Source organism: Thermomicrobium sp. 4228-Ro (assembly GCF_026241205.1).
Classification (GTDB): domain Bacteria; phylum Chloroflexota; class Chloroflexia; order Thermomicrobiales; family Thermomicrobiaceae; genus Thermomicrobium.
Genome location: NZ_JAPFQM010000006.1, coordinates 268911 through 291359, shown reverse-complemented (window position 1 = coordinate 291359; position 22449 = coordinate 268911). Strand labels below are relative to the sequence as shown.

Sequence of the window (22449 nt, the reverse complement as noted above, 5' to 3'; positions counted from 1 at the left end):
CGGAGGGGTACGGTGCTCCGTTTCGAGCGTGATCGCGGCTATGCCTGGGTGATCGTCGCGACGCTCGCGCTGACCGAAACGGTCTCCTGGGGCATCCTCTACTACGGTTTCGCGGTGTTTCTCGTCCCCATGGAACGTGAATTCGGCTGGTCACGCGCCTCCTTGACCGGCGCCTTCTCGCTGGCGCTGCTCGTCTCCGGGATCGCCGCGCCGCTGGTCGGCCGGCTGCTCGATCGGATCGGTCCGCGACTGCCGATGACCTTCGGTTCGTTCGCCGCGACCCTGCTGCTCCTGGCCTGGTCACGAGTCACGCACCTGCCAGCCTTCTACGCCGTCTGGGCTGGACTCGGCCTGGCGATGGCGCTCGTCCTCTACGAACCAGCGTTCACGACCCTCGCCAAGTGGTTCGCGCAGCGTCGTCGCCAGGCGATCACCGCGCTCACGCTCGTCGGTGGTCTGGCCAGTGTCATCTTCACGCCGCTCAACAGCTGGCTCATCGAGCGGTTCGGCTGGCGCTCAGCCTTGGTCATCCTGGCTGCCGCACTCGCGACCACCACTGTCCTCCCTCATGCCCTGCTGCTGCGTCCGCCGCCCACCGAACCGGCCCAGCGAGCACCAGCGGCTGCTGGGGAAGCGCGGGCTGCGCTCCGCACGCTCACGTTCTGGTCGCTCACGACCGCGCTCACGCTCGCAGCACTCGTGACCGTCACCGTCAATGTCCACCTCCTCCCCTACCTCCTCGGACACGGCTACAGCCCGGCGTTCGCCGCCACCGTTACCGGGCTGGTCGGGCTGATGCAGATTCCCGGGCGCGTACTGGTCGCTCCGCTTGGCCGCTGGGTGCCCGATCCGATCCTGACGACTGCCGTCTTCCTCGCGCAGGGTAGCGCGTTGCTCGTGCTGCTCTTCGCCGGGCAGCAACAGGCCGGCGTACTCGCCTTCGTGACGCTCTTCGGCATGGCCAACGGCATGATCACCATCGTCCGTGCTGCCCGTCCGGCCGAACTCTTCGGCAGCGCGGCCTACGGTGCGATCGCCGGGACGATGACCGTGCCGGTGACGCTGGCCCGCGCCGCTGCCCCGCTCGGTGCTGGCGCGCTCTATACCCTGCTCGGCCGGTACGAGCCGGTCTGGTGGGGGCTCCTCGCCCTCGGGGCGCTCTCCGCCGGAGCTGCGGCGGTCGCTGAAGCGAAGGCGCGTCACCCACTGCGTCTCGCGCGCTCAACCGAGCCGTAACAGCGCTTCGCGACGGAACAACCGGCGACTCGCCGACAAGAGAGCGAGTGCGAGCGCCCAGACGACGGCGCACGCGAGCAGCGCGAGCGGCCAGTCGAGCAGGACGAGGCCGCTCGACTGCGCGATGACGAGTCCGATGATCGGGATGACGACCAGGCCACTGACCTGCGAGACTTCTTGCATCCCGCGCACCCGCGAGGAAACGAGCGTGATCACTCCCAGACCCAGGAGCGTGACAGCCGGCCCGCCGAGGACAGCGAAGATGAGCCAGGACAGGCTGGGCAAGAGCGGTGGCCCGACGCCGCTGAGTATCGAAGCGAGCAGCGCCGAGACGAGCGCTCCGCCCCAGCTGATCAGGATCGCCGGGAGCGCTGCCGCGAGAAGTTTGCCGAGGAAGAGCTCGTCGTCGCGTATCGGTGTCACGAGCAGTGCCTCGAGCGTCCGCCGCTCGCGCTCGCCGGCGATCCCGTCCGCGGCGATCACCATCGTCGTCGCGAGCGGGACGATCAGGAGCAGCGGCGCGAACTGGTAGCTGAAGAGGAGTACCGCCAGCTGCTGGCTGGGCTCGAGTGCCTGGAAGCGCTCGCGCTCCGTCCCGGGCAATGCGCGGAGCAGGCGCTCGAGATCCTGTGCGTCCCCTCGATCGACCGGCACCAGGCGTGCGACGAGGCCGAGCGCGACCGGCATCGCGACGAAAAAGATGAACGGTACCAGCACGAGGGGGACCACCACGACCCGGCTGCGCCGGATCGCCGTGAGGTCTTTCCGCACGATGGCGCGGATGCGTGACCACCGCATCGTTCACCTCCGGGTAGCCCGCTGGTGGAGCGCCAGGTAGACGTCCTCCAGCGACGGTGCCTGCACCGTCACGCCGTACACGGGAACACCCGCCTCGACCAGGGCCGCGACGAGTTCCGGGACCTGCCGGCGCGTCACCCGGTCGACCGTGAGCCGCCCGGGTTGCGGTTCGACCTGGGCAACCACTCCACAGCCGCGGAGCACAGCCAGCGCCTGTTCGCTCGAGAGTGGCTCGACCTCCAGCGTGAGCCGGCTGGGAACGCCGAGCGCAGCGGCGAGTTCCCGCGGGTGGCCTTCCACCAGCACCCGGCCGCGCTCCAGGATGATCACCCGGTCGCAGAGACGCTCCGCCTCGTCGAGGTTGTGCGTCGCCAGGAGGATCGTCCGCCCCTCGCGTCGTCGCTCGGCGATCAGCTCGCGTACCTGATGTGCTGCCACCGGATCGAGCGCCGTCGTCGGCTCGTCGAGGAGCAGGAGTTCCGGGTCGTGCAGCAGGCAGCGGGCCAAAGCCAACCGCTGGCGCATCCCGGCGCTGAACGTTCCCACCCGGCGGTCGGCAGCCTCGGTCAGCCCGAACTGCTCCAGCAGTTCCGGGATGCGTGTCCGCTGGAGCGCGGGTGGAACGTCGTACAGATCGGCGAAGACCCGCAGCAGCTCGCGAGCGGTCAGCCGCTCGTCGAGCCCGGGCGATTCACCCACCACCCCGGTGCGAGCCCGGACACGCTCGCCGTCGACCGTCGGCTCCAGGCCGAAGACGCGGACCGTGCCACCGTGCGGCGCGAGCAGTCCCAGCAGCGAGCGGATGGTGGTCGTCTTCCCTGCCCCGTTGTGACCGAGGAGTCCCACGACTTCACCGGCCGCGACCGTGAAGCTGATCCCGGCGAGCGCGACCGTTTCCCCGAATCGCCGTTCGAGCCCGCTCACCACGATGACGGCGTGTGTCATCCCTACTCGCCCTTTCGTCTCTTTCCGCCGGAACGTAGGAGACCGCCTCCTCAGGCTCGTAATGTGCTCCGGGAGCGGGCTCGCCGTTCACGCACAACCATAGTTCGTCCGGTTGCGCGACGCCAGTCGGCCTGCAGGGATACGCTGGACTGGCAGGTTACCGATTACCGATTGGACGGTGCCAATTGGTCGTTGCCGAGCCGCTCGTTGCCCGGTAGGCTGCCTGTTGTGGAGAGGAGGCGGGTTCGCATGGTGCAACGACCGGATCGAGAGCGTCTCGTGCTCACCCCGCTCGCGATCGCACTGAGCGGCGTGATGATCGCTGTCGTCTTCGTCGCCACGCGCTTCATCCAGGTGCCGATTCCGAGCGGTTACATCCATCTCGGCGATATCGCCATTTACACCGGCGCGTTCCTCTTTGGCCCGATCGTCGGTGGTATCAGCGGCGCGCTCGGCCCGATGCTGGCCGATCTGACGAGCGGCTACGGGCAATACGCACCAGCCACGTTCGTCCTGCACGGCCTGCAGGGCTTCCTGGCCGGTTGGATCGGCTGGCGGGCTGGCGTCTGGCGGATGATCCTGGCGACAATCATCGGCGGCGTCATCATCGTCGTCGGCTACTTCCTCTGGGAAATCGCCGTGCTCCGGATCGGTCTCGCTACCGCGACGGCCAACGTTCCGTTCAACGTGTGGCAGGTCGTGTCGGGTGCCGTCGGCGGGATCGCCCTGACGGTCTTGCTCCGCGAGACGTTCGGCGTCGCGCTCGCTCGTCTGGTACCGTCCCGCTTCCGCCGTGAAGCGTGACGGTCTTCCGGGTGCATGCGACCAGCGCAGCCAGGACCGACCGCGCATGACTGCCCAGCAGCCGTGTCGCCCTGGAGCGGCCAGCCGGGGCGAAACACCGGTTCCGTACGCGATCCGCGCCGAGCGGTTCACCTACCGGTATCCGCCGCTCCTTCCGTCTGGTGAAGCGCCTGCCGCGCTCGAGGAGCTGGACTTCGTTGTCCCCACTGGGCAGGTCGTCGGCCTCGTCGGTGCGAGTGGCAGTGGCCTCACGACGTTGTGTCTCGCGCTGGCTGGCATCGTGCCGCACGAGACCGGTGGCACGGTCCGCGGCTGGCTGGAAGTTGCTGGCTGCGAGACGACGAGCGTCAGCCCTCTGGAGCTCGCTCACCGGGTCGGCATCGTCTTCGAGGACCCGGAAGCGAACCTCATCGGCCTGAGCGTCGCCGACGAGGTCGCCTTCGCGCTCGAGCTGGTCGGCCTTCCACCGGACGAGGTGAGCCGTCGTGTCACCCGTGCCCTCGAGCTGGTCGGTCTCCAGGAGTTCCGTGACCGCCCAGCGGGCCAGCTCTCCGGTGGGCAGAAGCAGCGTCTGGCGCTGGCCGTCGCGCTGGCACGCCGACCGGCGTTGCTCGTCCTCGACCAGCCGGCGACGCAGCTCGACCCGCGCGGCAAGCAGGAGCTGCTCCAAGCCCTCGCAACGCTCGTTGCATCCGACGGGTTGACCGTCGTGCTGGCCGAGCGGGACACGGATTTCCTCCTGCCGCTCGTCGAACGCGTCCTCGGTCTGGCTGCTGGTCGGCTCGTGCTCGATGCACCACCGGAGGTCGCCTTCACCGATCGGTCGACATTGGCGCAGCTCGGCACCGCGCCGCCCCAACTGGCCGAGCTGGCTCGCGCTCTCGAAGACGTACCCGGCTGTCAGCCTCCGCCGCTCTTCCGCGCTGTCGACGAGGCGGTCGCGGTGCTGCAGCGGTGCAGCGCTCGGGCAGCCGCCGGGGGAGCCATCCGGACAGCTGAACCGGACGCTCCCGCTCCGCCTGCGCCTCCGGGAGCTTCGCCGCTGCTTTGCGTCGAGCGCGTGCGGTTCCGCTACGACGGTGGGCCCGAGGTTCTCCGCGGCATCGACCTCGTGATCGCCCCAGGCGAGATCGTGGCACTGGTCGGACCGAACGGTTCAGGGAAGACGACCCTCGCTCGGCACGTCATCGGTGCCTTGCGGCCGACCGAAGGCCGCGTGCTCGTGGCTGGGCAGGATACCCGGAACCGGACGGTCGCTGAGCTGGCCCGGAGCGTCGGCTATGTGGCGCAGAACCCCGATCACCAGCTCGTCCGCGCGACTCCGCGGGCCGAGATCGCCTTCGCGCTCCAGCAGCTGGGACTCGATGCACCGACTGTCGCCCGCCGCACGGAGGAAACGCTCGTACGCTTCGGACTCCGGGCCGTCGCCGAATTGCCGCTTCCCCTCCTCAGCCGCGGTCAACGGCAGTTGGTCGCCATCGCCGCAACAGTTGCCCGCGAGCCGGAACTCCTCGTCCTCGACGAGCCGACCAGTGCGCTGGACGAGAACGGGCGAGTGCTTCTCGCCGCTCTCCTCGTCGAGCACGCGGCGGCTGGCGGCAGCGTGTTCCTCGTCAGTCACGACCTCCGCTTCGTCGCCCGCTGTGCACGGCGAGTCGTCCTGCTGCATGACGGCGTGATCCGCGCCGATGGCTCGCCCGCTGCCGTGCTCGGCGATGCTGAACTCTTGCGTTCCTGCGTCCTCGAGCCGCTGCCCGTTACCGCGGTTGCCCACGCGCTCGCACTCCCGCCAGCGCTCGAGCCGGCCGACCTCGTCGCCGCGCTGCGTGGCCCAGCCGTGCGTGGGACGCAGCAGCGTCAGGCTGTGCAGCCCCGATATCCGGATCCGTCGTCCCGACGAACCGCTGCCACCGTGCACGCGTCGGGGAGCACCGGAGCGCTGCCGTTCCTCGCTCGGCTGGATCCGCGCGTCAAGCTGGCGCTCGCGCTCGGGGCCGCCATACCGGTACTGCTCTGGGAAAGTCCACTCCCCTTGCTCGCCGGTACCCTACTCCTGCACCTGCTGCTCCGCTCCCTGGGCGGCTTTCCGTGGCGTCGCCTCGGCGAGCTCTGGCGGGCACTCGCCCCGCTGCTCCTACTCGTGCTCCTCCTGCGACCCCTCTTCGACCGGAGCGGTGAACCGGTGCTCGTGGCTATCGGCCCGGTCGTGCTCACCGTCCCGGCGGTGCTCGCGGCATTGTCTGCAGCGCTCCGTCTCGTGGCGCTGGCGTTGCTTGCGTTAAGCTGGTTCGCGACGACCAGCGAGCGTGCGCTCGTCCAGAGCCTGGTGCGCCTGGGCCTGCCGGCCGGTATCGGGCTTGCGCTGGCGATCGGGCTCCGCTTCGTGCCAGTGTTCGCCCAGACCTTCGCGACAGCGGCCGAGGCGCTGCAGACGCGCGGCTGGGTCATACCGGAGCGTGGAATGGCGCGGCTACGGGCCTTGCTGCCGGTCCTCTCGGTCGCGCTGGCCGCCACGTTCCGGCAAGCGCAGCAGCTTGCCTGGGTCCTCGCCGTGCGCGGTGTGGGCGCGCGAGGCACCCGCTTGCGGTTCGGCGATCTCCGATTGCGGCGACGCGACTGGGTCGTGTTGCTCGCGGGTTTGGCCGTGGAATTGGCCGTGCTGCTCCTCACGCTCGCTGGTCTGGGGCGTTCTCCGCTCTGGCCCCTCGGATGAGCAGCGGATCGCCCATCCCACGTCCGTATGGCGCGAAAAGGGGCCGAGAGACGAGCGTCTCCCGGCCCCGATCAGCCGTATCCGGTGTGCTCAGTAGATGCATCGGATGTAGCCGCCATCGACCTGGAGCGAGGCACCGGTGATGTAACTGGCGCGCTCGGAGGCCAGGAAGACGACCGCGTTCGCGAATTCCTCGGGATCGCCGTAGCGTCCCATCGGGATCTGGGCGATCGTCCGTTGCCGCATTTCCTCGACGCTCACCCCGGCTCGCTCGGCATTCACCTGGTCGAGATAAAGGAGCCGCTCTGTCGCGATGCGACCCGGCAGCACGTTGTTGACGCGGATGTTGTAGGGCGCCAGCTCCTCGGCGAGCGTCTTCGCGAGGGCCGCGACACCAGCCCGGAAGACGTTGGACAGGATCAGGTTCGGGATCGGTATCTTGATCGATGACGATGTCATCACGATGATCGCGCCTCCGCCGCGAGCACGCATCGAGGGGAGGACACCGCGGATCAAGCGTACGGCGCTCAGCAAGGTGAGTTCGAATGCCCCCTGCCACGGCGCATCGTCGGCGAAGTCCTGGAACGTACCGGCTGGCGGGCCACCGGCATTGGTCACCAGGATATCGATGCCGCCGAAGTGCGCGATGGATTTCTCGACGAATTTCGCGATATCCTCGGCCCGGGTCAGGTCTGCCGGAACTGCCAGCACGTCGACGCCGAAGCTGCGTGCCTCGGCGGCGACCGCCTCGAGCGCCGCCTGGTTGCGACTGCAGATCGCGAGATTGGCTCCCTCGCGGGCGAAACCGAGCGCGACCGCCTTGCCGAGTCCTTGACTTGCGGCCGCGACCATCGCGACCTTGCCCCGGAGACCGAGATCCATCGCTCCACCTCCTCGACGAACGCACGGCGCCGGACGGCCGTGGCCGGCGCCACTCCGCATCGCTTCAGAGGAGTATGGGCCGAGCGGTCGGCCATGACAAGGCGGTCAGGAGCTTCCGCTGCGAGCGCATCCGACCGGCCAGCCGGCGTGTCTCGTCGATGACCGTGCTCGTGTTTTCGCGCCGGGTGACGCGACTGATCTCTTTACTGGCACTTCACTGCACTGCGAATACCATGAACTCGAGCAGGTTGCCGAACGGATCGCGGCAGAAGAAGCGCGGGCGACCGGGAATCGGTGCTGCGTCGTAGGGCTGGTAGCCAGCTTCCGTCAACCGGGTGCGAATGGCTGTCAGGTCTTCGACCTCGAAGCAGACGTGCCGGCGCGAGCGCCCGCGCGTGTCGTCGTCCTCGGCGACGATGTGGAGCTCGGTTGACCCGACGTCGAACCACAGCAAGATGTTGAGCCCAGCGAGCGACTCCGGCACCGGCTTCTCGCGGAGACCGAGTACGCCGCCGTAGAAGGCGCGAGCTCGCTCTGTCCCATCGAGGGGTGCCGTGATCGAGACATGCTGGATCCGCTTGACTGCGACCATCATCACTCTCCCTTCGCGCTCGTTCAGTCACTGGTCTTAGGCATATCAGACTGCCGTGACGCACGATGCCGTGACAGGTCTGCCTCATCCACCACTCGCCAGTGAGCAGCTGTGTATCTGCCATCGTCCGCTTCGACGTGTCTCGCTGCCGGCATGCACGCAGGCCTCGACGCTCGCTCCGGTTTCCTGTTTCCTGCCCCGCTGACTCGTCTCTGCCGATACCGCCTGTGTCCGTACTCTTGACAGCCTCTCGTCCGACTCCTATGATAATCGATAATCGCAGATCTATGATCGCCACACAATGCGATCGCACGGCGGGGCATGCACGAAAGGAGCCCGGATGAGCTGGCCGCAATTCGTCACCGTCACCTTGAACGGCCTGACGCTGGCGGCTCTCTACTTCATCGTTGCGATCGGCTTCACGCTCATCTTCGGTGTGCTCCGTGTCGTCAACCTCGCCCACGGCTCGCTCTACCTCTTCGGCGGGTATGTGGGCTGGAGCGTCGCTGACCGTACCGGGAGCTGGCCGCTGGGGGCGCTGGCTGCTCTCCTAGCAGCCGCGCTGGCTGGGCTTGTCCTCGAGGTCGGCCTGCTCCGCCCCATCCACGGGCAGGACTTGCGTGAGGCGCTGGTGACGATCGGGGTCTCGATCATCGCGGCTGATCTCATGCTCGCGCGGTGGGGCGGCTTCACCTACGACTTTTCCCCACCCGAGGCGATCACTGGTGGCGTCCGGATTCCCCTGCTCGATATCGGCTATCCAAAGTACCGGCTCTTCGTCCTCGCCTTCGCCATCGTGCTCGGCCTCCTGCTCTGGTTCCTGCTTACCCGGACGCGGTTCGGTATGACCGTTCGCGCTGCCATCGATGACCGGGATATGGTCGCGGCAGTCGGGATCGATGTCCAGCGGCTCTTCGTGCTGATGTTCGCGCTCGGAGCTGGCCTAGCCGGACTGGCCGGTGTCGTTGGTGGGTCGGTGCTGTCCATCTCGTCCGGCGAAGACGCTCGCTACCTCCTCGCTTCGCTCATCGTGGTGATTGTCGGCGGGATGGGGAGCCTTCCGGGAACAGCCGTCGCAGCGCTCCTCGTCGCACTGGTCGAGCAGTACAGCTTGGCGCTCTTCCCGACCTATGCCGCAATCGTCAGCTTTCTCCTGATGGTCATCGTGCTGGCGGTTCGTCCGCAGGGGCTTTTCGGGAGGGCAGCATGAGACCGCGTGTGCTTGGTGGTGGACTCGTCCTCCTCGCGCTCCTCAGCTTTCCCACCTGGGGCAGTCCCTACTTCGTTGGACGTGTCTTCACTCCGGCGTTCATCTTCGGGATGATCGCGCTCAGCCTCTGCCTGCTTGCTGGCTATGGTGGGATGGTCTCGCTCGCCCAGATGACGCTGGCGGGGCTCGCTGGTTACGGATACGGTTACCTGACAGTGACCCTGGGCCAGCCCTGGTGGGTTGGCGTTTTCGGTGGGCTTCTCGTCGCCACGCTCGTTGCCTTCCTCTTCGGCGTGATCGCAGTCCGCTCCACTGGCATCTACTTCCTGATGATCACGCTCGCGTTGGGCATGGTGGTTTACGCACTGGCCAACCAAAATCGCTCCCTCTTCGGTGGTCATACCGGTATCCTCGGCATCCGCCCACCCGAGCTGTTCGGTCAGGGGCTCACGGAGCGTGTGCCGTTCTATTACGTTTCCCTCCTCGTTGGCCTCCTGGCGTATGCCTTCGTCCGCTACCTGTCGCGGACGCCGTTCGGACTGTCGTTGCAGGCGCTGCGTGATGACCCGCGCCGGCTCGCCGCGCTAGGGTTCCACAACGCGCTCCATCGGGTCGCCGCGTTCACGGTCGCCGGTTTTCTGGCTGGGCTCGGTGGGCTGCTGCTCGTTTGGTACAACGGCGCGATCTCTCCCACCACGATCGATCTCACGCGCCTCATCAACATCATGGTGATCGCGGTAATCGGTGGGCTGGCCTACGCCGAGGGTGCTTTTCTGGGGGCGCTCGTCTTCATCCTCGTCACCAACTTCGCGAGCTCCTTCACGCAACGGTTCAACACCGTGATCGGCCTCGTCTTTCTGCTGATCGTGCTCTTCTCACCCGAAGGGTTGAGCGGCATCGGGCTGCAGATCGTACGCGCGCTCCAGCGTCGGTTGCAGGTACGGCTCGCTCCGGTCGAACGAGCTGGGATGGAGTGAAAGGGGGTATGAGTGACTTCGCTCCGGTCAGTACCGGTCGTACGGGTGAGCAGATGAGGAGGGGAAACGATGACGAGAGAAGACCTGCGCTACAGTCGGCGTACGTTCCTCCGCCGAGCGAGCTTCGTCGGCCTGACGGTGACCGCATCGGCGCTGCTGGCCGCCTGCGCCGGGCAACAGGCGACTCCGACGCCCGCACCAGCGGCTGCGAGCCCCACGGCAGCACCTGCTCCGTCTCCGACCGCTGCAGCCGCGACCACGCCAGCACCGGCAGCCTCTCCGACGATCACCGTCGGAGCAGCTGGAGGCGAGATCGTGATCGGTATCCTCGCGACGCTCGAGGGAGCCTTCGCGCTCTACGGTGAGGAAGCTGTGCGCGGCGTCGAGCTGGCTGTCGCTGAATTCGGCGGCGCCATCGCCGGCAAGAAGATTCGACTGGTGAAGGAGAGCACGGATGCGACCCCGCAAGTCGCCCGCGAGAAGGCCCGCAAGCTGATCGAGCAGGACAAGGTCGACTGTATCGTCGGACCACTCTCGGGTGACGAAGGTCTGGCATTGCGTGACTATGCCAAGACGATCCCGGACAAGACGATCGTCAATGGGACCTCGGCTGCTCAGGATACGACGCTGCGTGACCCGGCGCCCAATTTCTTCCGGTTCTCCACGGATGGTGTCCAATGGATGGCCGGGCTCGGGACCTATTGCTACCAGGTGAAAGGCTATCGCCGCGTTGCCACGTTGGGCGAGGATTACTCGTATCCCTACAGTCAGGTCGCTGGCTTCCTGCTCGAATTCTGTCGTCTCGGTGGTGACTGCGTAGCCCAGTTCTGGGTGCCGATCGGGACCAAAGACTACAGCTCGGTCATCAGCTCGATGCCGAGCGATATCGATGCTATCTATGTCATCCTCGGCGGTTCCGATGCCGTCAATTTCCTCAAAGCCTATTCAGAATTCGGTGGCAAGGCTGCTCTCATCGGGGGGAGTTCGACGATCGACCAGAACGTGCTCGAGACCAAGGGAGCGCTGCGTTCCCGGGTCATCGGTATTCCCGGGGCAGGGCCAGTCGCGGCTGACAATCCTGACCCTGCCTGGAAAGCGTGGGTCGAGCAGTACCGCAAGCAGTTTCCACAGGGGCTCAGCACGCCTTCGCTCTTCTGTTGGGGATATTACGTCAATGCGAAGGGCTTGCTCCTCGGTCTCGAAGCGGTCAATGGTGATCTCAGCGACGGCCAGAAGAAACTCCAGGCAGCACTCGCCAAGGTCGAGTTCGATGGGCCGACTGGCCACATCAAGCTGGACAAGAACCGGCAAGCGATCGCCAACAACTTCGTGACCGAGGTCGCCGAGGGGCCCGACGGCAACTTGTACAATAAGCTCGTCAAGGTCGTCGAAGGAGTGAACCAAACGCTCGGTCTTCCCGAGGACAAGTACCTCTCGCTCGGTTCGTTCACTCGTGAGAATCCGACTTGTGAGAAGATCAAGCAGACGTTCGGATCCTGACTATGATCGCGGTGCAGTCTCCTCGCTTGCAGACGGCGACTCACGCCCTGGAACTCCAGGGCGTGAGTCGCCGCTTCGGCGGGCTCGTCGCCGTCCGCGAGGTCTCGCTCGCACTTCAGCCGGGTGAGCGCCGGGCGATCATCGGACCGAACGGAGCGGGCAAGACGACGCTCTTCAACGTCATCACTGGTGAACTCCGTCCGACCGCTGGGACGATCCGCTTCTTCGGCCGCGACGTTACGCATCTTCCGCCGTACCAGCGCATCCGGCTGGGTCTGGCGCGGACCTATCAGACGCCACTCGTGTTTCGTCGGCTCACCGTCGCTGAGAACCTGTACCTCGCCGTACGCGGCGTTCGCCCCTGGCGGCTCAGTCTGCGGCTCCCGCGCCGCAGCGATCCCGAATTTCGCGAAGTCGAGGAACTCGCGGAACGAGTCGGACTCGGTCATGCGTTGCGGGCACTGGCCGGCGCGCTTTCGCACGGGGAGCAGCGCCAGCTCGAGCTGGGCATGGCGCTCGCCAGCCGTCCGAAGCTCCTGCTTCTCGATGAGCCAGCGGCTGGTCTCTCTCCGGGTGAGCGCGAGCAGCTCACGGCGCTCCTCCAGGGACTCGACCCTCGGATGACAGTCCTCCTCATCGAGCACGACATGGATGTCGCCTTCCAGGTGGTGCAACGGGTCACTGTACTGCACGAAGGAAGCGTCATCGCCGAAGGAGCGCCGGACGAGATCGCTGCGAACCCGGTCGTCCAAGCCGTGTACCTCGGAGGCGGGTATGGCTGACGCGTCGCTCCTCGAGATCCGCGACCTGCATGCCTACTATGGCCAGAGTCATATCCTGCAGGGTATCGATCTCACGCTACGGCACGAGCCGCTCGCGCTCCTCGGCCGCAATGGGATGGGGAAGACGACCCTCTGTCTGGCGCTGACGGGACTCCTGCCGAGTGTTCGCGGTTCGATCCGTTTCGCCGGCCAGGAGCTCGTCGGGAAGCCACCGCATCGCATCGCTGCACTCGGTATCGGCTACGTGCCGCAGGGACGACGCATTTTTCCCTCACTCACGGTCGAGGAGCATCTGCGGCTCCTGCCCCGTCGGCGAGGCCTGTCCGGTGACGATGTCTGGACGATCGAGCGGGTGTACGACCTGTTCCCCCGGCTGGCCGAGCGGCGTCGGCAGGTGGCTGGAACGCTCTCGGGCGGCGAGCAGCAGATGCTCGCGATCGCGCGCGCCCTTCTCACCAATCCGCGGCTGCTCGTCATGGACGAGCCGTCGGAGGGGCTGGCGCCGGTCATCGTCGATCAGCTCGTCGCCACGCTGCGGCAGCTGGCGGCGAGTGGCCTGTCGATCTTGCTCGTCGAGCAACGTCTGGCTGTCGCTACCGCGATCGCCAGCCGCATCGCTATCATGCTCGCCGGTCGCATCGTCCTGGAGACGAGCGCCGAGGCACTGCTTGCCGATCCAGCGCTCCAGCAGCAGTACCTGGGAGTGAGCGCCCGGCGGGCAGCGTGAGGGGAAGGTGATACCGATGCCGACGGTGGTCTTGATCGGCACGCTCGACACCAAAGGGGTGGAGTACGAGTACTTGTGCCAGCGCCTGCGTGAACGTGGGTGCGACGTGGTGCTCGTCGATGCCGGTGTGCTCGGCGAACCACAGGCACAACCGGACATCACACGGGAGGAGGTCGCCCGCGCGGCAGGGGCCGACGTGGCGACGCTGGCAGCCCAGGGCGATCGTGGGGCGGCGATCGCCACGATGGCGCGCGGTGCGACGGCGATCGTGCTCGAGTTGTTCCGCCAAGGTCGCCTGCACGGCATCCTCGCCCTCGGTGGCTCCGGAGGCTCGTCGCTCGCCACGACTGCGATGCGGGCGTTGCCGATCGGTGTCCCGAAACTGATGGTTTCGACACTGGCATCGGGTGACACGCGCCCCTACGTCGGGGCGAGCGATATCGCCATGCTCTATCCCGTCGTCGATATCGCCGGCATCAACCGGATCAGCGAGCGGATTCTCACCAATGCCGCGGCTGCCATCGCCGGTATGGCGCAGGCGTATGAGACGTTCCAAACGAGTGCTCCCAGCAAACCATTGATCGGCGCGACGATGTTCGGGGTGACGACTCCGTGCGTCACCGAAGCGCGCAAAGAACTCGAGGCGCGTGGGTACGAGGTGCTCGTTTTCCATGCCACCGGAACCGGTGGTCAGGCGATGGAAAATCTCGTCAAGAGCGGGTATCTGGCTGGCGTGCTCGATATCACCACGACGGAACTGGCCGACGAGCTCGTCGGCGGTGTCCTCTCGGCTGGGCCGGAACGACTCGAGGCTGCCGGCGCTGTGGGGATCCCGCAGGTCGTCTCGCTCGGTGCGCTCGACATGGTCAATTTCGGCCCGCTGGACACGGTGCCGGAGCGGTTCCGGCACCGCCGTCTCTACCAACACAATCCGACGGTGACGCTGATGCGGACGACGAAGGAAGAATGTGCCGAACTCGGTCGGATCATCGCCCGCAAAGTGAATGCCGCCCGCGGGCCAGTCGCGGTGTTCATCCCGCTGCGCGGCTTTTCAGCGATCGATGTCGAAGGGAAGCCGTTCTACGATCCCGAGGCTGATCGAGCGCTGATCGAGGCGTTGAAGGCGAATCTCGCTCCGCACATCGAGGTGCACGAGTGGGAGACCGACATCAACGACCCAGCCTTCGCCCGAGCGATGGCAGCGCGCCTCGACGAGCTGATCCGCAGCCAGCAGCGAGACGAAGGCGGATCGACGAGTCAGGAGGGTGCACGATGAGCTGGCGACCGATGACGCGTACCGAAGCGCTCGCCAAGTTGCGGGCGACCCTAGCTGAAGGCAAGCCGATCATCGGCGCCGGAGCCGGTACCGGTCTCTCAGCGAAGTGCGCGGAAGCCGGGGGTGCCGACCTCATCATTATCTACAACTCCGGCCGCTATCGCATGGCGGGGAGAGGTTCCCTCGCTGGCCTCATGCCGTATGGGGACGCCAATGCCATCGTTGTCGAGATGGCGGCTGAAGTGCTCCCGGTCGTCCGGCACACTCCGGTGCTCGCGGGCGTGTGCGGCACCGATCCCTTCCGCCTGATGCCGGTCTTCCTGCGCCAGCTCAAGGAGATCGGTTTCGTCGGCGTGCAGAACTTCCCGACCGTCGGCCTTATCGACGGTGTCTTTCGCCAGAACCTCGAAGAAACCGGCATGGGGTTCGACCTCGAGATCGAAACGATCCGGATCGCTCACGAGCTGGACATGCTGACCGCTCCCTACGTCTTCGATCCCGATCAGGCACGAGCGATGGCGGAGGCCGGTGCGGACATCATCGTGCCGCACGTCGGCTTGACGACGAAGGGGATGATCGGCGCCAAGACGGCGCTCACTCTGGACGAAGCGGTCGAACGGGTGCAGGCGATGTGCGATGCTGCCAAGGCGGTCAATCCGGACGTCATCGTGCTCTGCCACGGTGGGCCGATCGCTGAACCCGAGGATGTCGCCTACGTGCTCGAGCGGACGCGCGGTGTCGTCGGCTTCTTCGGCGCTTCCAGCGTCGAGCGGTTGCCGACCGAGCGCGCCATGGTCGAGACGATGCAGCGCTTCAAAGCGCTGCAGCCCCGCTCGACTTGACACGATCGGCTGATGACGCTACCATGGAAAAGAATCGATTATCGATTCATGGAAGCAGAGCGAGGCGACCGATGCCGAAGTCGAACACAGCGTCGACCGATCGTTCGCTACCCCGCCCGATCGCGCGGCGAGTCCTCCGCGAGGAAATCAAGGAATACCTGATCGATGCCATCCTCCGCGGCACGCTCAAACCCGGTGACCGTATCGTCGAGACGCGGATCGCGCAGGAACTCGGCGTCAGCCAGACTCCGGTGCGGGAGGCTTTGCGTGACCTCGAACTCCTCGGCTTCGTGACGAGCGAACCGTTCCGGGGCACACGTGTCCGTGCCTTCACGCATGAGGAGCTCGTCCAGATCTATCCGATCCGTGCGGCGATCGAGGGGGTCGCTGCCCGTGCTGCCGCGACCCGTATCACGACCGAGCAACTGCTCGCGCTGGAGGAGCAGATCGACCGCATGCGCGAGGCGAGCGAGCTCGGCGACGAGGCGACAGCGATCGAAGCCGATATCGCCTTCCATCGCATCATCGTCGAGGCGTCCGGCAACCGGCTTCTCCAACAGTTCTGGACGAGCTTGAGTCTCGCGACAACGACGTTTCTGACCTTCTCGGTACACCGCCGGGCGATCGAAGGGCTGGCTGCCCGGCACGAGCCGATCCTGGAGGCGCTTCTGGCGCGCGATCCCGACCTGGCGGAGGCAGTGATGCGGCGCCATATCGAGGAGCCCGGCCGCTGGGTGTACGAGGCCCTGGCACAGGAGCGCGGTTCCGATCCGGGCGATCCGGCTGGCGGGGCACCGGAAGAAGGATGAAGGAAGGGAGTACTGCAGTGGGTGTTCGCCTGATCGATCTCTCCATGCCCGTGCACAACGATATGATCACCTTCCCGCGGGTTCCGCCTCCCAAGATCGAGATGCACGAGTCCTGGGAGGAATTCGCCGAGCGGATCGGTGCTGCGCAGTACGGCGCGACCTGGCTTACCGCCAGCTATCGACTCGAACTCAACGACCACGTCGGGACGCACATCGATGCCCGCAAGCACCTCGTCGCCGAGGCTCCCGGCCCGGAGGGGATTCCGCTCGAATACTGCTATTCCGACGGTGTGCTCCTCGATTTCCGTCATAAAGAGAAAGGTTCCGGGATCACGGCCGCGGAGATCCAGGAAGCGCTCGACAAGATCGGCTACCGCCTCAAGCCGCTCGATATCGTCCTCATCTGGACCGGTGCGGGTGCCTACCAGAACGAGCAGCGCTACCTCACTGATCACTGCGGTATGACCCGCGAGGCGACGCTCTGGCTCATCGACCAGGGGATCAAGGTGATGGGGATCGATGCCATCACCTTCGATCCACCGGTCTGGGCGATGTTCGAACGGAAGCAGTTCTGGGAGGCGCATCTCGTCATGCGGGAGCGCGAGTACTACCACATCGAGAACATGACGAACTTCGACCAGATCCCACGCCCCTTCGGCTTCAAGGTCGCTGCCTTCCCGATCAAGTGGGTGGGGACGACCGCGGCACCGGTACGCGCCGTCGCGATCGTCGAGGAGTGACGCCATGAGCCGCGCTGCGACCGTCGCGCTGGTCCGCTGGTTCCACGATCCGGCCTGTACCGACGTCGCACAGGCCGGCGGGAAGGGTGCGAGTCTCGCCCGGCTTGCGGCTGCCGGCCTTCCCGTGCCACCTGGCTTCGTGGTGACCAGCGCTGCCTTCGCGACCTTTCTCGCCGAGACAGGACTCGCTGCGACGATCCGTTCGCTGCTCCAGCAGGTCGACCCTAACGAGCGCCGGGTGTTGGAAGCTGCCGCCGCAGAACTCCGTCGAGCCATCCTGACAGCCCCGTTGCCCATCGAGCTCGACGCCGCCATTGCCGGTGCCTATGCGGAACTCGGTCACGGGGAACCGATCGCTGTCGCGGTCCGCTCGAGCGCGGTCGCCGAGGACTCCCAGCAGGCCTCTTTCGCTGGTCAGCAGGAGACGTTCCTCGATGTCCGCGGAGTCGATGCGGTGCTCGATCGGGTCCGGGCCTGCTGGGCGTCGTTCTTCAGTCCCCGCGCGCTCTTCTACCGGGCTCGCAAGGGGTCGCTCGACGATCTTGCCGTCGCGGTCGTCGTCCAAGAACTCGTCGAGCCCGAGAAGGCGGGCGTGCTCTTCACGGTCGATCCGGTGCAGCGACGTCGCGATGTGCTGGTGATCGAAGCGGTCTTCGGTTTCGGAGAAGCGCTGGTTTCGGGCGAGGTCACGCCTGACCACTACGAGATCGAGCGAACGAGTGGCCGGCTCCTCCGTGCTATCGTCCCGGTCAAGCGGTCGATGACCGTCCGTGCCGAGGACGGTGGGCTGACGGAACGAGCGGTGCCCGACGAGCTCCAGCGTGCCCGTGTCCTGGACGACCGCGAACTTGCTACACTCCGCGAACTCGCGGAGCAGGTCGAGGCGTTCTTCGGGTCGCCCCAAGACGTCGAGTGGGCGATCGCTCGAAGCGAGCTGTTCGTGCTCCAGAGTCGTCCGATCACGACGCTGGCCTGAGGACAGGAGCAGGCGATGCTGGGTGAGCGAGGACTGCTCGAGCGCGCACGCGAATGGGTCGCTCCCTACTGGAACGCGCGGCATCTCTACCGTACGCTCGACTGGCTCTTCGTGCTCGAGCCTGAGGCGGACATTGCCCTTCGCTTGGCCGCTCTCACCCACGACATGGAGCGGCATGTGCCGGGGCCCGACTCGCCGACGATGGACGCACAGCGAGGGATCCCGAACCGCGAGTACGAGCGGCAACACCAGGAACGCTCGGCGCGCATCGTCACGGGCTGGCTCACCGAGCAGGGCGCGGCACCGGAACTCGTCGAGGCTGTCCGTGCCCTCGTCGCGGTGCACGAATGGGGCGGCTGGCCGGAAGCTGATCTCCTCCAGGCTGCTGATTCGCTCTCCTTTCTCGAGGTCAACGTTGACCGCTTCGTCCGGCTCGGGCTCACCGGCGAGCGTGGCTATACTCCGGAACGCGTTGCTGAGCACTTCCGGTACATGGCCGAGCGGGTTCGCGTGCCCCGGGCGCGCCACCTCGCCGAACTTCTGCTCCGGGCAGCACTGGCTCGTCTCGAGGAGCAGAGCGGTCATGCCGGCGCGGAGTTGGCGCGCCTCGAGGAGGCGGTCGTCGATGGCTGACTGCACGGTCGTTGTTCCCACCACGCTCGCGGAAACACTCGCCGTGCTCGCGCAGGCGGGTGAGGATGCAGTGCCGGTCGCCGGTGGGGTGTGGGTGACGCTGACGCTCCGGAGTGGACTCGTCCGGCCACGCGTCCTGCTCAGCCTGCGCCGTCTGGCCGAGCTCGGGGACGTCGCCCTCGAACACGATGGAAGTCTCCGCCTCGGCGCGCTCCTGACCCACCGCGCAGTCGAACGGTCACCGCTCGTCCGGGCCCACTGGCCGGTGCTGGCCGAGACGCTCGCCGACGTCGCGAATGTGCGCGTCCGCGAGCAGGCAACCCTCGTCGGCAATCTCTGCGAGGCCGATCCGGCTTCCGATCCTCCCGCTGTCCTGGCGGCGCTGGGAGCGACGGTCGAGCTGGCTAGCTGGCGAGGCCAGCGTGTTATGCCGGTGGCCGAGTTCATCCGCGGTGCCTACGAGACAGCGCGGGATCCCGACGAACTCGTCACGTCCATCCGAATCCCACCGCTTCCCGCGGGTGCCGGTACAGCCTATTGCAAGTTCCGCACGCGCTCACACGAGGATCGCCCGGCGGTCGGCGTGGCTGCCGTCGTCGCGCTCGACTCCGCAGGACGCGTCACTCACCTCGAGGTCGTCGTCGGTGCTGCTGGCGACCGGCCCCAACGGGTGCCCGAGGCGCTCGCCGCCGTGCCTGGTGCGGAGTTCGACGACGAGCTCGTGACGGCCCTCGCTGACGCCTATGCTGGAGCCGTCGAGACTGTCTCGGATCTTCGCGCCAGTGCTTGGTATCGGCGCGAGATGGTTCGTGTCTTCGTCGCCCGCGCGTTGCGGCTCGCCGCACACCGTGCGGGCTGGTGCGTAGGAGAGGGACCACGCGTATGAAACTCGCGACTTTCGCCGTCTCGAGTCCAGCTGGCCCCGTGCGGCGCATCGGTGCGCTCGCCGACGGCTGGCTGGTCGATCTGCAGGCTGCCTACGCGGGCTACCTAGCCCGGACCGATCCCGGTTGCGACGCGGAACGGCTGGCTGCGCTGCTCCTCCCCGACGATATGGTGGCGTTCCTCGGGCATGGGGCACTCGGTTGGGACGCTGCCGCCCGTGCGCTCGAGGAGGGACTCCGCCGGGAGGAAGCATTCGGCCGCCGGACGCGCTACCGGCTGGACGAAGTGCGCCTGCTCGCACCCCTGCCCCGCCCACGGGTGATCCGCGATTTCCTTACCTTCGAGGGACACATGCGCAATGCCAGCCGGGCGCTCGGTCGCGGCGGCGAGATCCCGCCGGCCTGGTACGAGGTGCCTGCCTACTACAAGGGTGACCCGGATACGGTCGTCGGCCCGGACGCTGATGTCGTGATGCCACGGTACACGCAGCAGTTCGACTTCGAACTCGAGCTCGGGATGGTGATCGGCCGCCGGGGCAAGGATATTCCGGTCGAAGAAGCCGACCGGTATATCGCTGGGTTCACGATCTTCAACGACTTCAGCGCCCGCGACCAGCAGATGCGCGAGGCGCCGATCGGGATGGGGCCGAGCAAGGGGAAAGATTTCGATACCGGCAACGCGATCGGCCCGTACCTCGTGACACCGGACGAGCTCGATGTCTCGAACCTCCGCATGGTCGCGCGGGTCAACGGTGAGGTCTGGTCGGAAGGCTCGTCGAGGGGGATGCATTTTACCTTCGCACAGCTGATCGCGCATGTCTCACAGAGCGAGACGATCTACCCTGGTGAGCTGTGGGGATCCGGGACCGTCACCAACGGGTGCGGTCTCGAATTGGGGCGGTACCTCCAGCCGGGCGATCTGGTCGAGCTGGAGGTCGAGGGGATCGGTGTCCTGCGCAACCGTGTCGTCCGAGCTCCGGAAGGGTAAGGCCTTCGGAAAGGAAGGGAGGAAGGACTGATGCCGTTCGTCGTCGTCGCGCACTACTACGCTAAGGAAGGCAAGGCCGACGAAATCGCGGCGATCCTCAAGGAAATGGTGACGCTGTCCCGATCGGAGCCGGGGTGTCTTGTGTATTATGTCAATCGCTCGCAGGACGACCCCCGCAAGTTCCTGCTCTACGAGCAGTACCGCAGTCGGGAGGACTACGAGGCCCACAAGGCGACACCGTACTTCCAAGAGAAGATCCTCAATACGGTCGTCCCGATGTTGGAGAGCCGCGTGCCGGAGTTCTACGACCTGATCGAACCGGAGTGAGCGAACCGGATCGGAGAGATCGAGCGGAGAGGAGGGAGCCCATGGCCCAGGAACGACCGGATGTCCAGCTCCCGGTGACGTTCTTCGGTGACGAGTCCTTCCCGGTCGAGTGGGAGAGCGAGGAAGAGAAGCAGCTTTTCTGGTGGTGGGATGATCTCCACTGTCCCAACCCGCTCTCGCCGATGTTCTTCGAGCTCGGCGGCTGGTGGGCGACCTGCGCCTATCTCTATCGTCGCTTCGGTGCTCCCTTCGGCCGCGATTGGAAGGCCAAGCTGATCAACGGCTACCTGTTCACCGCGGTCGTGCCGCGGGACCCCAAGGAAGCGGAGGAACTCGCCCCGTACTACAGCATGGTCATGCCGGTCTACGCCGAGAAGGGGCTCGAGTGGTGGCAGAAGCGCCTGCGCCCCGAGATCGAGCGGAACTTCGAGTATCTGGATACCTATCCCTACGAGACCGCGACGCTTCCGGAACTCATGGTGCTCCTCGAAGACGCGATCGACATCCAGGAGCGGCACTGGCGGATCCACTGGATCCTCAATCTCTCGCAGTTCCAGGCTTCGCTCGACTTCCAGACGGCGGTGCGCGAGGTGATCGGCGAGGTCGATCCGACCTTGCTCGAGCGCATCATGGTCTCGGACAGTGACCGCAACTGGGACGCCGTGCACGGGCTCTGGGAGCTCAAGGAACGGGTCAAGCGCAACGCTGTGCTGATGGAGGCCTTCAGTAAGGAGACGCCGGCCGAGATCCTCGCCGAGCTGGAGAAGACGGCCGAAGGCCGCGAGTTCCTCCGCTGGCTCGACGAATACAAGCGTGAGTTCGGCCACAAAGCACTGTATAGCCACGAGTACGTCTATCCGACCTGGTACGAGAACCCCGCACCGATCATCGCGGCGATCCAGGGCTATCTCCAGACCGACTATTCCTATCCGGAGGCGATCCAGCGGCTGCGGCAGGATCGGGACGCGGCGATCCAGGAACTCTTGAGCAAGATCCCACCTGGTGACGTGCGCGGACGCGAGCGGGTCGAGGCAGCGCTCCACCGCGTGCTCCAGATGATGCCGCTGACACCTGACCACCACTTCTACATCGACCAGGGGACGTTCGCCCGGATGCGGTACGTCCTGCTCGCGATCGGCCGGCGCCTGGTCGAGTCGGGTCTGCTCGACCAACCGGACGACGTACTCTTCCTCCGCTACCACGAGCTGCGGGTGCTCGCTGCCGAGCCGTCCAACCTTCCCAACGCCAAGGAACTTGTCCGCCAGCGCCGAGAGGCGCGCGAGCGCGCCTTCGCGATCCGGCCGCGGGACTGGGTCGGAACGGCCAGCGAGTGGGCGCTGTTCCAGGAACCGTACAAGACGCTCTGGGGCTACCCGCAGCGCTTCTTCGATTCGCTCAAGCCGCGCGAAGTCAGCCAGCGGATCGAGGGGATACCGGCTTCGGCGGGCGTCATCGAGGGGACGGCGTTCGTCGCCAAGACGCTCGAAGACGTCGATGCGCTCAAGGGCGGTGAGATCCTGGTCTGCCGGATGACGAACCCAGCGTGGGTCATCGCCTTTACCAAGATCGCCGGCCTCGTCACGGATTCCGGCGGGCAGCTCTCCCACCCAGCGGTGGTCTCGCGCGAGTTCGGTATCCCGGCGGTCGTCGGCACTGGTGTGGCGACCCAGGTCATCAAGACGGGCCAGCGGATCCGCGTCAACGGCTCGGCTGGCGTGGTGGAGATCCTCGGTTGACGGGGCGGTATGAGACGACTGCTGTCCGAGTGGAGCACCGTTGTCCCGATACTGCCTTCTCCACTGTGCTGG

22 protein-coding genes are annotated in these 22449 nt (G+C 66.3%); 18 read left to right on the top strand and 4 right to left on the bottom strand.

Annotated features, from left to right (window positions below; all coding sequences use genetic code 11):
* Window positions 1-12 precede the first annotated feature (12 nt).
* Entirely contained in the window at window positions 13-1236 is a 1224-nt protein-coding gene (locus tag OO015_RS10910) for an MFS transporter (RefSeq protein ID WP_265941295.1), read from the top strand.
* Here OO015_RS10910 and OO015_RS10905 read toward each other — a convergent pair.
* Both OO015_RS10905 and OO015_RS10900 read right to left on the bottom strand, forming a co-directional pair.
* Window positions 1222-2034 carry an ABC transporter permease subunit gene (locus tag OO015_RS10905; protein WP_265941294.1) on the bottom strand — a complete coding sequence of 271 codons (813 nt, stop codon included), beginning with the start codon at window positions 2032-2034 and terminating at the stop codon, window positions 1222-1224. The genes OO015_RS10910 and OO015_RS10905 overlap by 15 nt on opposite strands.
* Before the next feature lie 3 nt (window positions 2035-2037).
* Window positions 2038-2979, bottom strand: a complete 942-nt coding sequence (locus OO015_RS10900) for an ABC transporter ATP-binding protein (RefSeq protein WP_265941293.1) — start codon at window positions 2977-2979, stop codon at window positions 2038-2040.
* A 249-nt stretch (window positions 2980-3228) separates the two neighbouring features.
* Here OO015_RS10900 and OO015_RS10895 point away from each other — a divergent pair, with 249 nt between their 5' ends.
* Window positions 3229-3783, top strand: a complete 555-nt coding sequence (locus OO015_RS10895; protein ID WP_265941292.1) for an ECF transporter S component — start codon at window positions 3229-3231, stop codon at window positions 3781-3783.
* Between the two features lie 46 nt (window positions 3784-3829).
* Window positions 3830-6496: an ATP-binding cassette domain-containing protein gene (locus OO015_RS10890; protein ID WP_265941291.1), complete on the top strand. Its 2667-nt coding sequence runs from the start codon at window positions 3830-3832 to the stop codon at window positions 6494-6496.
* A 90-nt stretch (window positions 6497-6586) separates the two neighbouring features.
* Here the strand turns inward: OO015_RS10890 and OO015_RS10885 are convergent, their stop codons facing one another.
* On the bottom strand, window positions 6587-7378 hold the full coding sequence (locus OO015_RS10885) for an SDR family oxidoreductase (protein ID WP_265941290.1): 792 nt from the start codon (window positions 7376-7378) through the stop codon (window positions 6587-6589).
* 214 nt (window positions 7379-7592) lie between these two features.
* Window positions 7593-7973, bottom strand: coding sequence for a VOC family protein (locus OO015_RS10880; protein ID WP_265941289.1), 381 nt, complete (start codon window positions 7971-7973; stop codon window positions 7593-7595).
* Between the two features lie 337 nt (window positions 7974-8310).
* On the opposite strand from OO015_RS10880, the gene OO015_RS10875 reads away from it, so the two are divergent.
* The 15 genes from OO015_RS10875 to OO015_RS10805 all read left to right on the top strand — a co-directional run bounded on the left by OO015_RS10875 (window position 8311) and on the right by OO015_RS10805 (window position 22377).
* Window positions 8311-9180 carry a branched-chain amino acid ABC transporter permease gene (locus OO015_RS10875; RefSeq protein WP_265941288.1) on the top strand — a complete coding sequence of 290 codons (870 nt, stop codon included), beginning with the start codon at window positions 8311-8313 and terminating at the stop codon, window positions 9178-9180.
* On the top strand, window positions 9177-10157 hold the full coding sequence (locus OO015_RS10870) for a branched-chain amino acid ABC transporter permease (RefSeq protein ID WP_265941287.1): 981 nt from the start codon (window positions 9177-9179) through the stop codon (window positions 10155-10157). Before OO015_RS10875 ends, OO015_RS10870 begins: the two co-directional genes overlap by 4 nt.
* Before the next feature lie 69 nt (window positions 10158-10226).
* On the top strand, window positions 10227-11657 hold the full coding sequence (locus OO015_RS10865; protein ID WP_265941286.1) for an ABC transporter substrate-binding protein: 1431 nt from the start codon (window positions 10227-10229) through the stop codon (window positions 11655-11657).
* Between the two features lie 2 nt (window positions 11658-11659).
* Window positions 11660-12439 carry an ABC transporter ATP-binding protein gene (locus OO015_RS10860; protein ID WP_265941285.1) on the top strand — a complete coding sequence of 260 codons (780 nt, stop codon included), beginning with the start codon at window positions 11660-11662 and terminating at the stop codon, window positions 12437-12439.
* A complete protein-coding gene (locus OO015_RS10855) occupies window positions 12432-13166 on the top strand; it encodes an ABC transporter ATP-binding protein (protein ID WP_265941284.1) in 735 nt (244 codons plus the stop codon). The genes OO015_RS10860 and OO015_RS10855 overlap by 8 nt, the downstream gene beginning before the upstream one ends.
* A 16-nt stretch (window positions 13167-13182) precedes the next feature.
* The gene (locus tag OO015_RS10850) at window positions 13183-14442 is read left to right on the top strand and encodes a Tm-1-like ATP-binding domain-containing protein (RefSeq protein ID WP_265941283.1); all 1260 of its coding nucleotides are present in this window, start codon (window positions 13183-13185) and stop codon (window positions 14440-14442) included.
* Entirely contained in the window at window positions 14439-15284 is an 846-nt protein-coding gene (locus OO015_RS10845; protein ID WP_265941282.1) for a phosphoenolpyruvate hydrolase family protein, read from the top strand. The genes OO015_RS10850 and OO015_RS10845 overlap by 4 nt, the downstream gene beginning before the upstream one ends.
* Window positions 15285-15355: 71 nt before the next feature.
* The gene (locus tag OO015_RS10840) at window positions 15356-16093 is read left to right on the top strand and encodes a GntR family transcriptional regulator (protein ID WP_265941281.1); all 738 of its coding nucleotides are present in this window, start codon (window positions 15356-15358) and stop codon (window positions 16091-16093) included.
* Between the two features lie 17 nt (window positions 16094-16110).
* Window positions 16111-16833, top strand: a complete 723-nt coding sequence (locus tag OO015_RS10835; RefSeq protein ID WP_265941280.1) for a cyclase family protein — start codon at window positions 16111-16113, stop codon at window positions 16831-16833.
* A gap of 4 nt (window positions 16834-16837) precedes the next feature.
* On the top strand, window positions 16838-17809 hold the full coding sequence (locus tag OO015_RS10830; protein WP_265941279.1) for a PEP/pyruvate-binding domain-containing protein: 972 nt from the start codon (window positions 16838-16840) through the stop codon (window positions 17807-17809).
* Between the two features lie 15 nt (window positions 17810-17824).
* On the top strand, window positions 17825-18442 hold the full coding sequence (locus tag OO015_RS10825; protein WP_265941278.1) for a DUF4202 family protein: 618 nt from the start codon (window positions 17825-17827) through the stop codon (window positions 18440-18442).
* Window positions 18435-19328: an FAD binding domain-containing protein gene (locus OO015_RS10820; protein ID WP_265941277.1), complete on the top strand. Its 894-nt coding sequence runs from the start codon at window positions 18435-18437 to the stop codon at window positions 19326-19328. Before OO015_RS10825 ends, OO015_RS10820 begins: the two co-directional genes overlap by 8 nt.
* Entirely contained in the window at window positions 19325-20314 is a 990-nt protein-coding gene (locus OO015_RS10815) for a fumarylacetoacetate hydrolase family protein (protein WP_265941276.1), read from the top strand. Before OO015_RS10820 ends, OO015_RS10815 begins: the two co-directional genes overlap by 4 nt.
* Before the next feature lie 30 nt (window positions 20315-20344).
* Complete coding sequence (locus tag OO015_RS10810) at window positions 20345-20641, top strand: putative quinol monooxygenase (protein WP_265941275.1); 297 nt, start codon at window positions 20345-20347, stop codon at window positions 20639-20641.
* 41 nt (window positions 20642-20682) lie between these two features.
* Window positions 20683-22377, top strand: a complete 1695-nt coding sequence (locus OO015_RS10805; RefSeq protein WP_265941274.1) for a PEP-utilizing enzyme — start codon at window positions 20683-20685, stop codon at window positions 22375-22377.
* The last annotated feature ends 72 nt before the right edge of the window (window positions 22378-22449 follow it).

What these genes read in the sequence shown, in the direction of transcription:
- OO015_RS10845 (WP_265941282.1), top strand. Translation starts at nt 14,439, where the DNA reads ATGAGCTGGCGACCGATGACGCGTACCGAAGCGCTCGCCAAGTTGCGG.
- OO015_RS10840 (WP_265941281.1), top strand. Translation starts at nt 15,356, where the DNA reads ATGCCGAAGTCGAACACAGCGTCGACCGATCGTTCGCTACCCCGCCCG.
- OO015_RS10850 (WP_265941283.1), top strand. Translation starts at nt 13,183, where the DNA reads ATGCCGACGGTGGTCTTGATCGGCACGCTCGACACCAAAGGGGTGGAG.
- OO015_RS10810 (WP_265941275.1), top strand. Translation starts at nt 20,345, where the DNA reads ATGCCGTTCGTCGTCGTCGCGCACTACTACGCTAAGGAAGGCAAGGCC.
- OO015_RS10870 (WP_265941287.1), top strand. Translation starts at nt 9,177, where the DNA reads ATGAGACCGCGTGTGCTTGGTGGTGGACTCGTCCTCCTCGCGCTCCTC.
- OO015_RS10820 (WP_265941277.1), top strand. Translation starts at nt 18,435, where the DNA reads ATGGCTGACTGCACGGTCGTTGTTCCCACCACGCTCGCGGAAACACTC.
- OO015_RS10875 (WP_265941288.1), top strand. Translation starts at nt 8,311, where the DNA reads ATGAGCTGGCCGCAATTCGTCACCGTCACCTTGAACGGCCTGACGCTG.
- OO015_RS10900 (WP_265941293.1), bottom strand. Translation starts at nt 2,979, where the DNA reads ATGACACACGCCGTCATCGTGGTGAGCGGGCTCGAACGGCGATTCGGG.
- OO015_RS10885 (WP_265941290.1), bottom strand. Translation starts at nt 7,378, where the DNA reads ATGGATCTCGGTCTCCGGGGCAAGGTCGCGATGGTCGCGGCCGCAAGT.
- OO015_RS10880 (WP_265941289.1), bottom strand. Translation starts at nt 7,973, where the DNA reads ATGATGGTCGCAGTCAAGCGGATCCAGCATGTCTCGATCACGGCACCC.
- OO015_RS10905 (WP_265941294.1), bottom strand. Translation starts at nt 2,034, where the DNA reads ATGCGGTGGTCACGCATCCGCGCCATCGTGCGGAAAGACCTCACGGCG.
- OO015_RS10860 (WP_265941285.1), top strand. Translation starts at nt 11,660, where the DNA reads ATGATCGCGGTGCAGTCTCCTCGCTTGCAGACGGCGACTCACGCCCTG.
- OO015_RS10855 (WP_265941284.1), top strand. Translation starts at nt 12,432, where the DNA reads ATGGCTGACGCGTCGCTCCTCGAGATCCGCGACCTGCATGCCTACTAT.
- OO015_RS10825 (WP_265941278.1), top strand. Translation starts at nt 17,825, where the DNA reads ATGCTGGGTGAGCGAGGACTGCTCGAGCGCGCACGCGAATGGGTCGCT.
- OO015_RS10815 (WP_265941276.1), top strand. Translation starts at nt 19,325, where the DNA reads ATGAAACTCGCGACTTTCGCCGTCTCGAGTCCAGCTGGCCCCGTGCGG.
- OO015_RS10865 (WP_265941286.1), top strand. Translation starts at nt 10,227, where the DNA reads ATGACGAGAGAAGACCTGCGCTACAGTCGGCGTACGTTCCTCCGCCGA.
- OO015_RS10895 (WP_265941292.1), top strand. Translation starts at nt 3,229, where the DNA reads ATGGTGCAACGACCGGATCGAGAGCGTCTCGTGCTCACCCCGCTCGCG.
- OO015_RS10805 (WP_265941274.1), top strand. Translation starts at nt 20,683, where the DNA reads ATGGCCCAGGAACGACCGGATGTCCAGCTCCCGGTGACGTTCTTCGGT.
- OO015_RS10830 (WP_265941279.1), top strand. Translation starts at nt 16,838, where the DNA reads ATGAGCCGCGCTGCGACCGTCGCGCTGGTCCGCTGGTTCCACGATCCG.
- OO015_RS10890 (WP_265941291.1), top strand. Translation starts at nt 3,830, where the DNA reads ATGACTGCCCAGCAGCCGTGTCGCCCTGGAGCGGCCAGCCGGGGCGAA.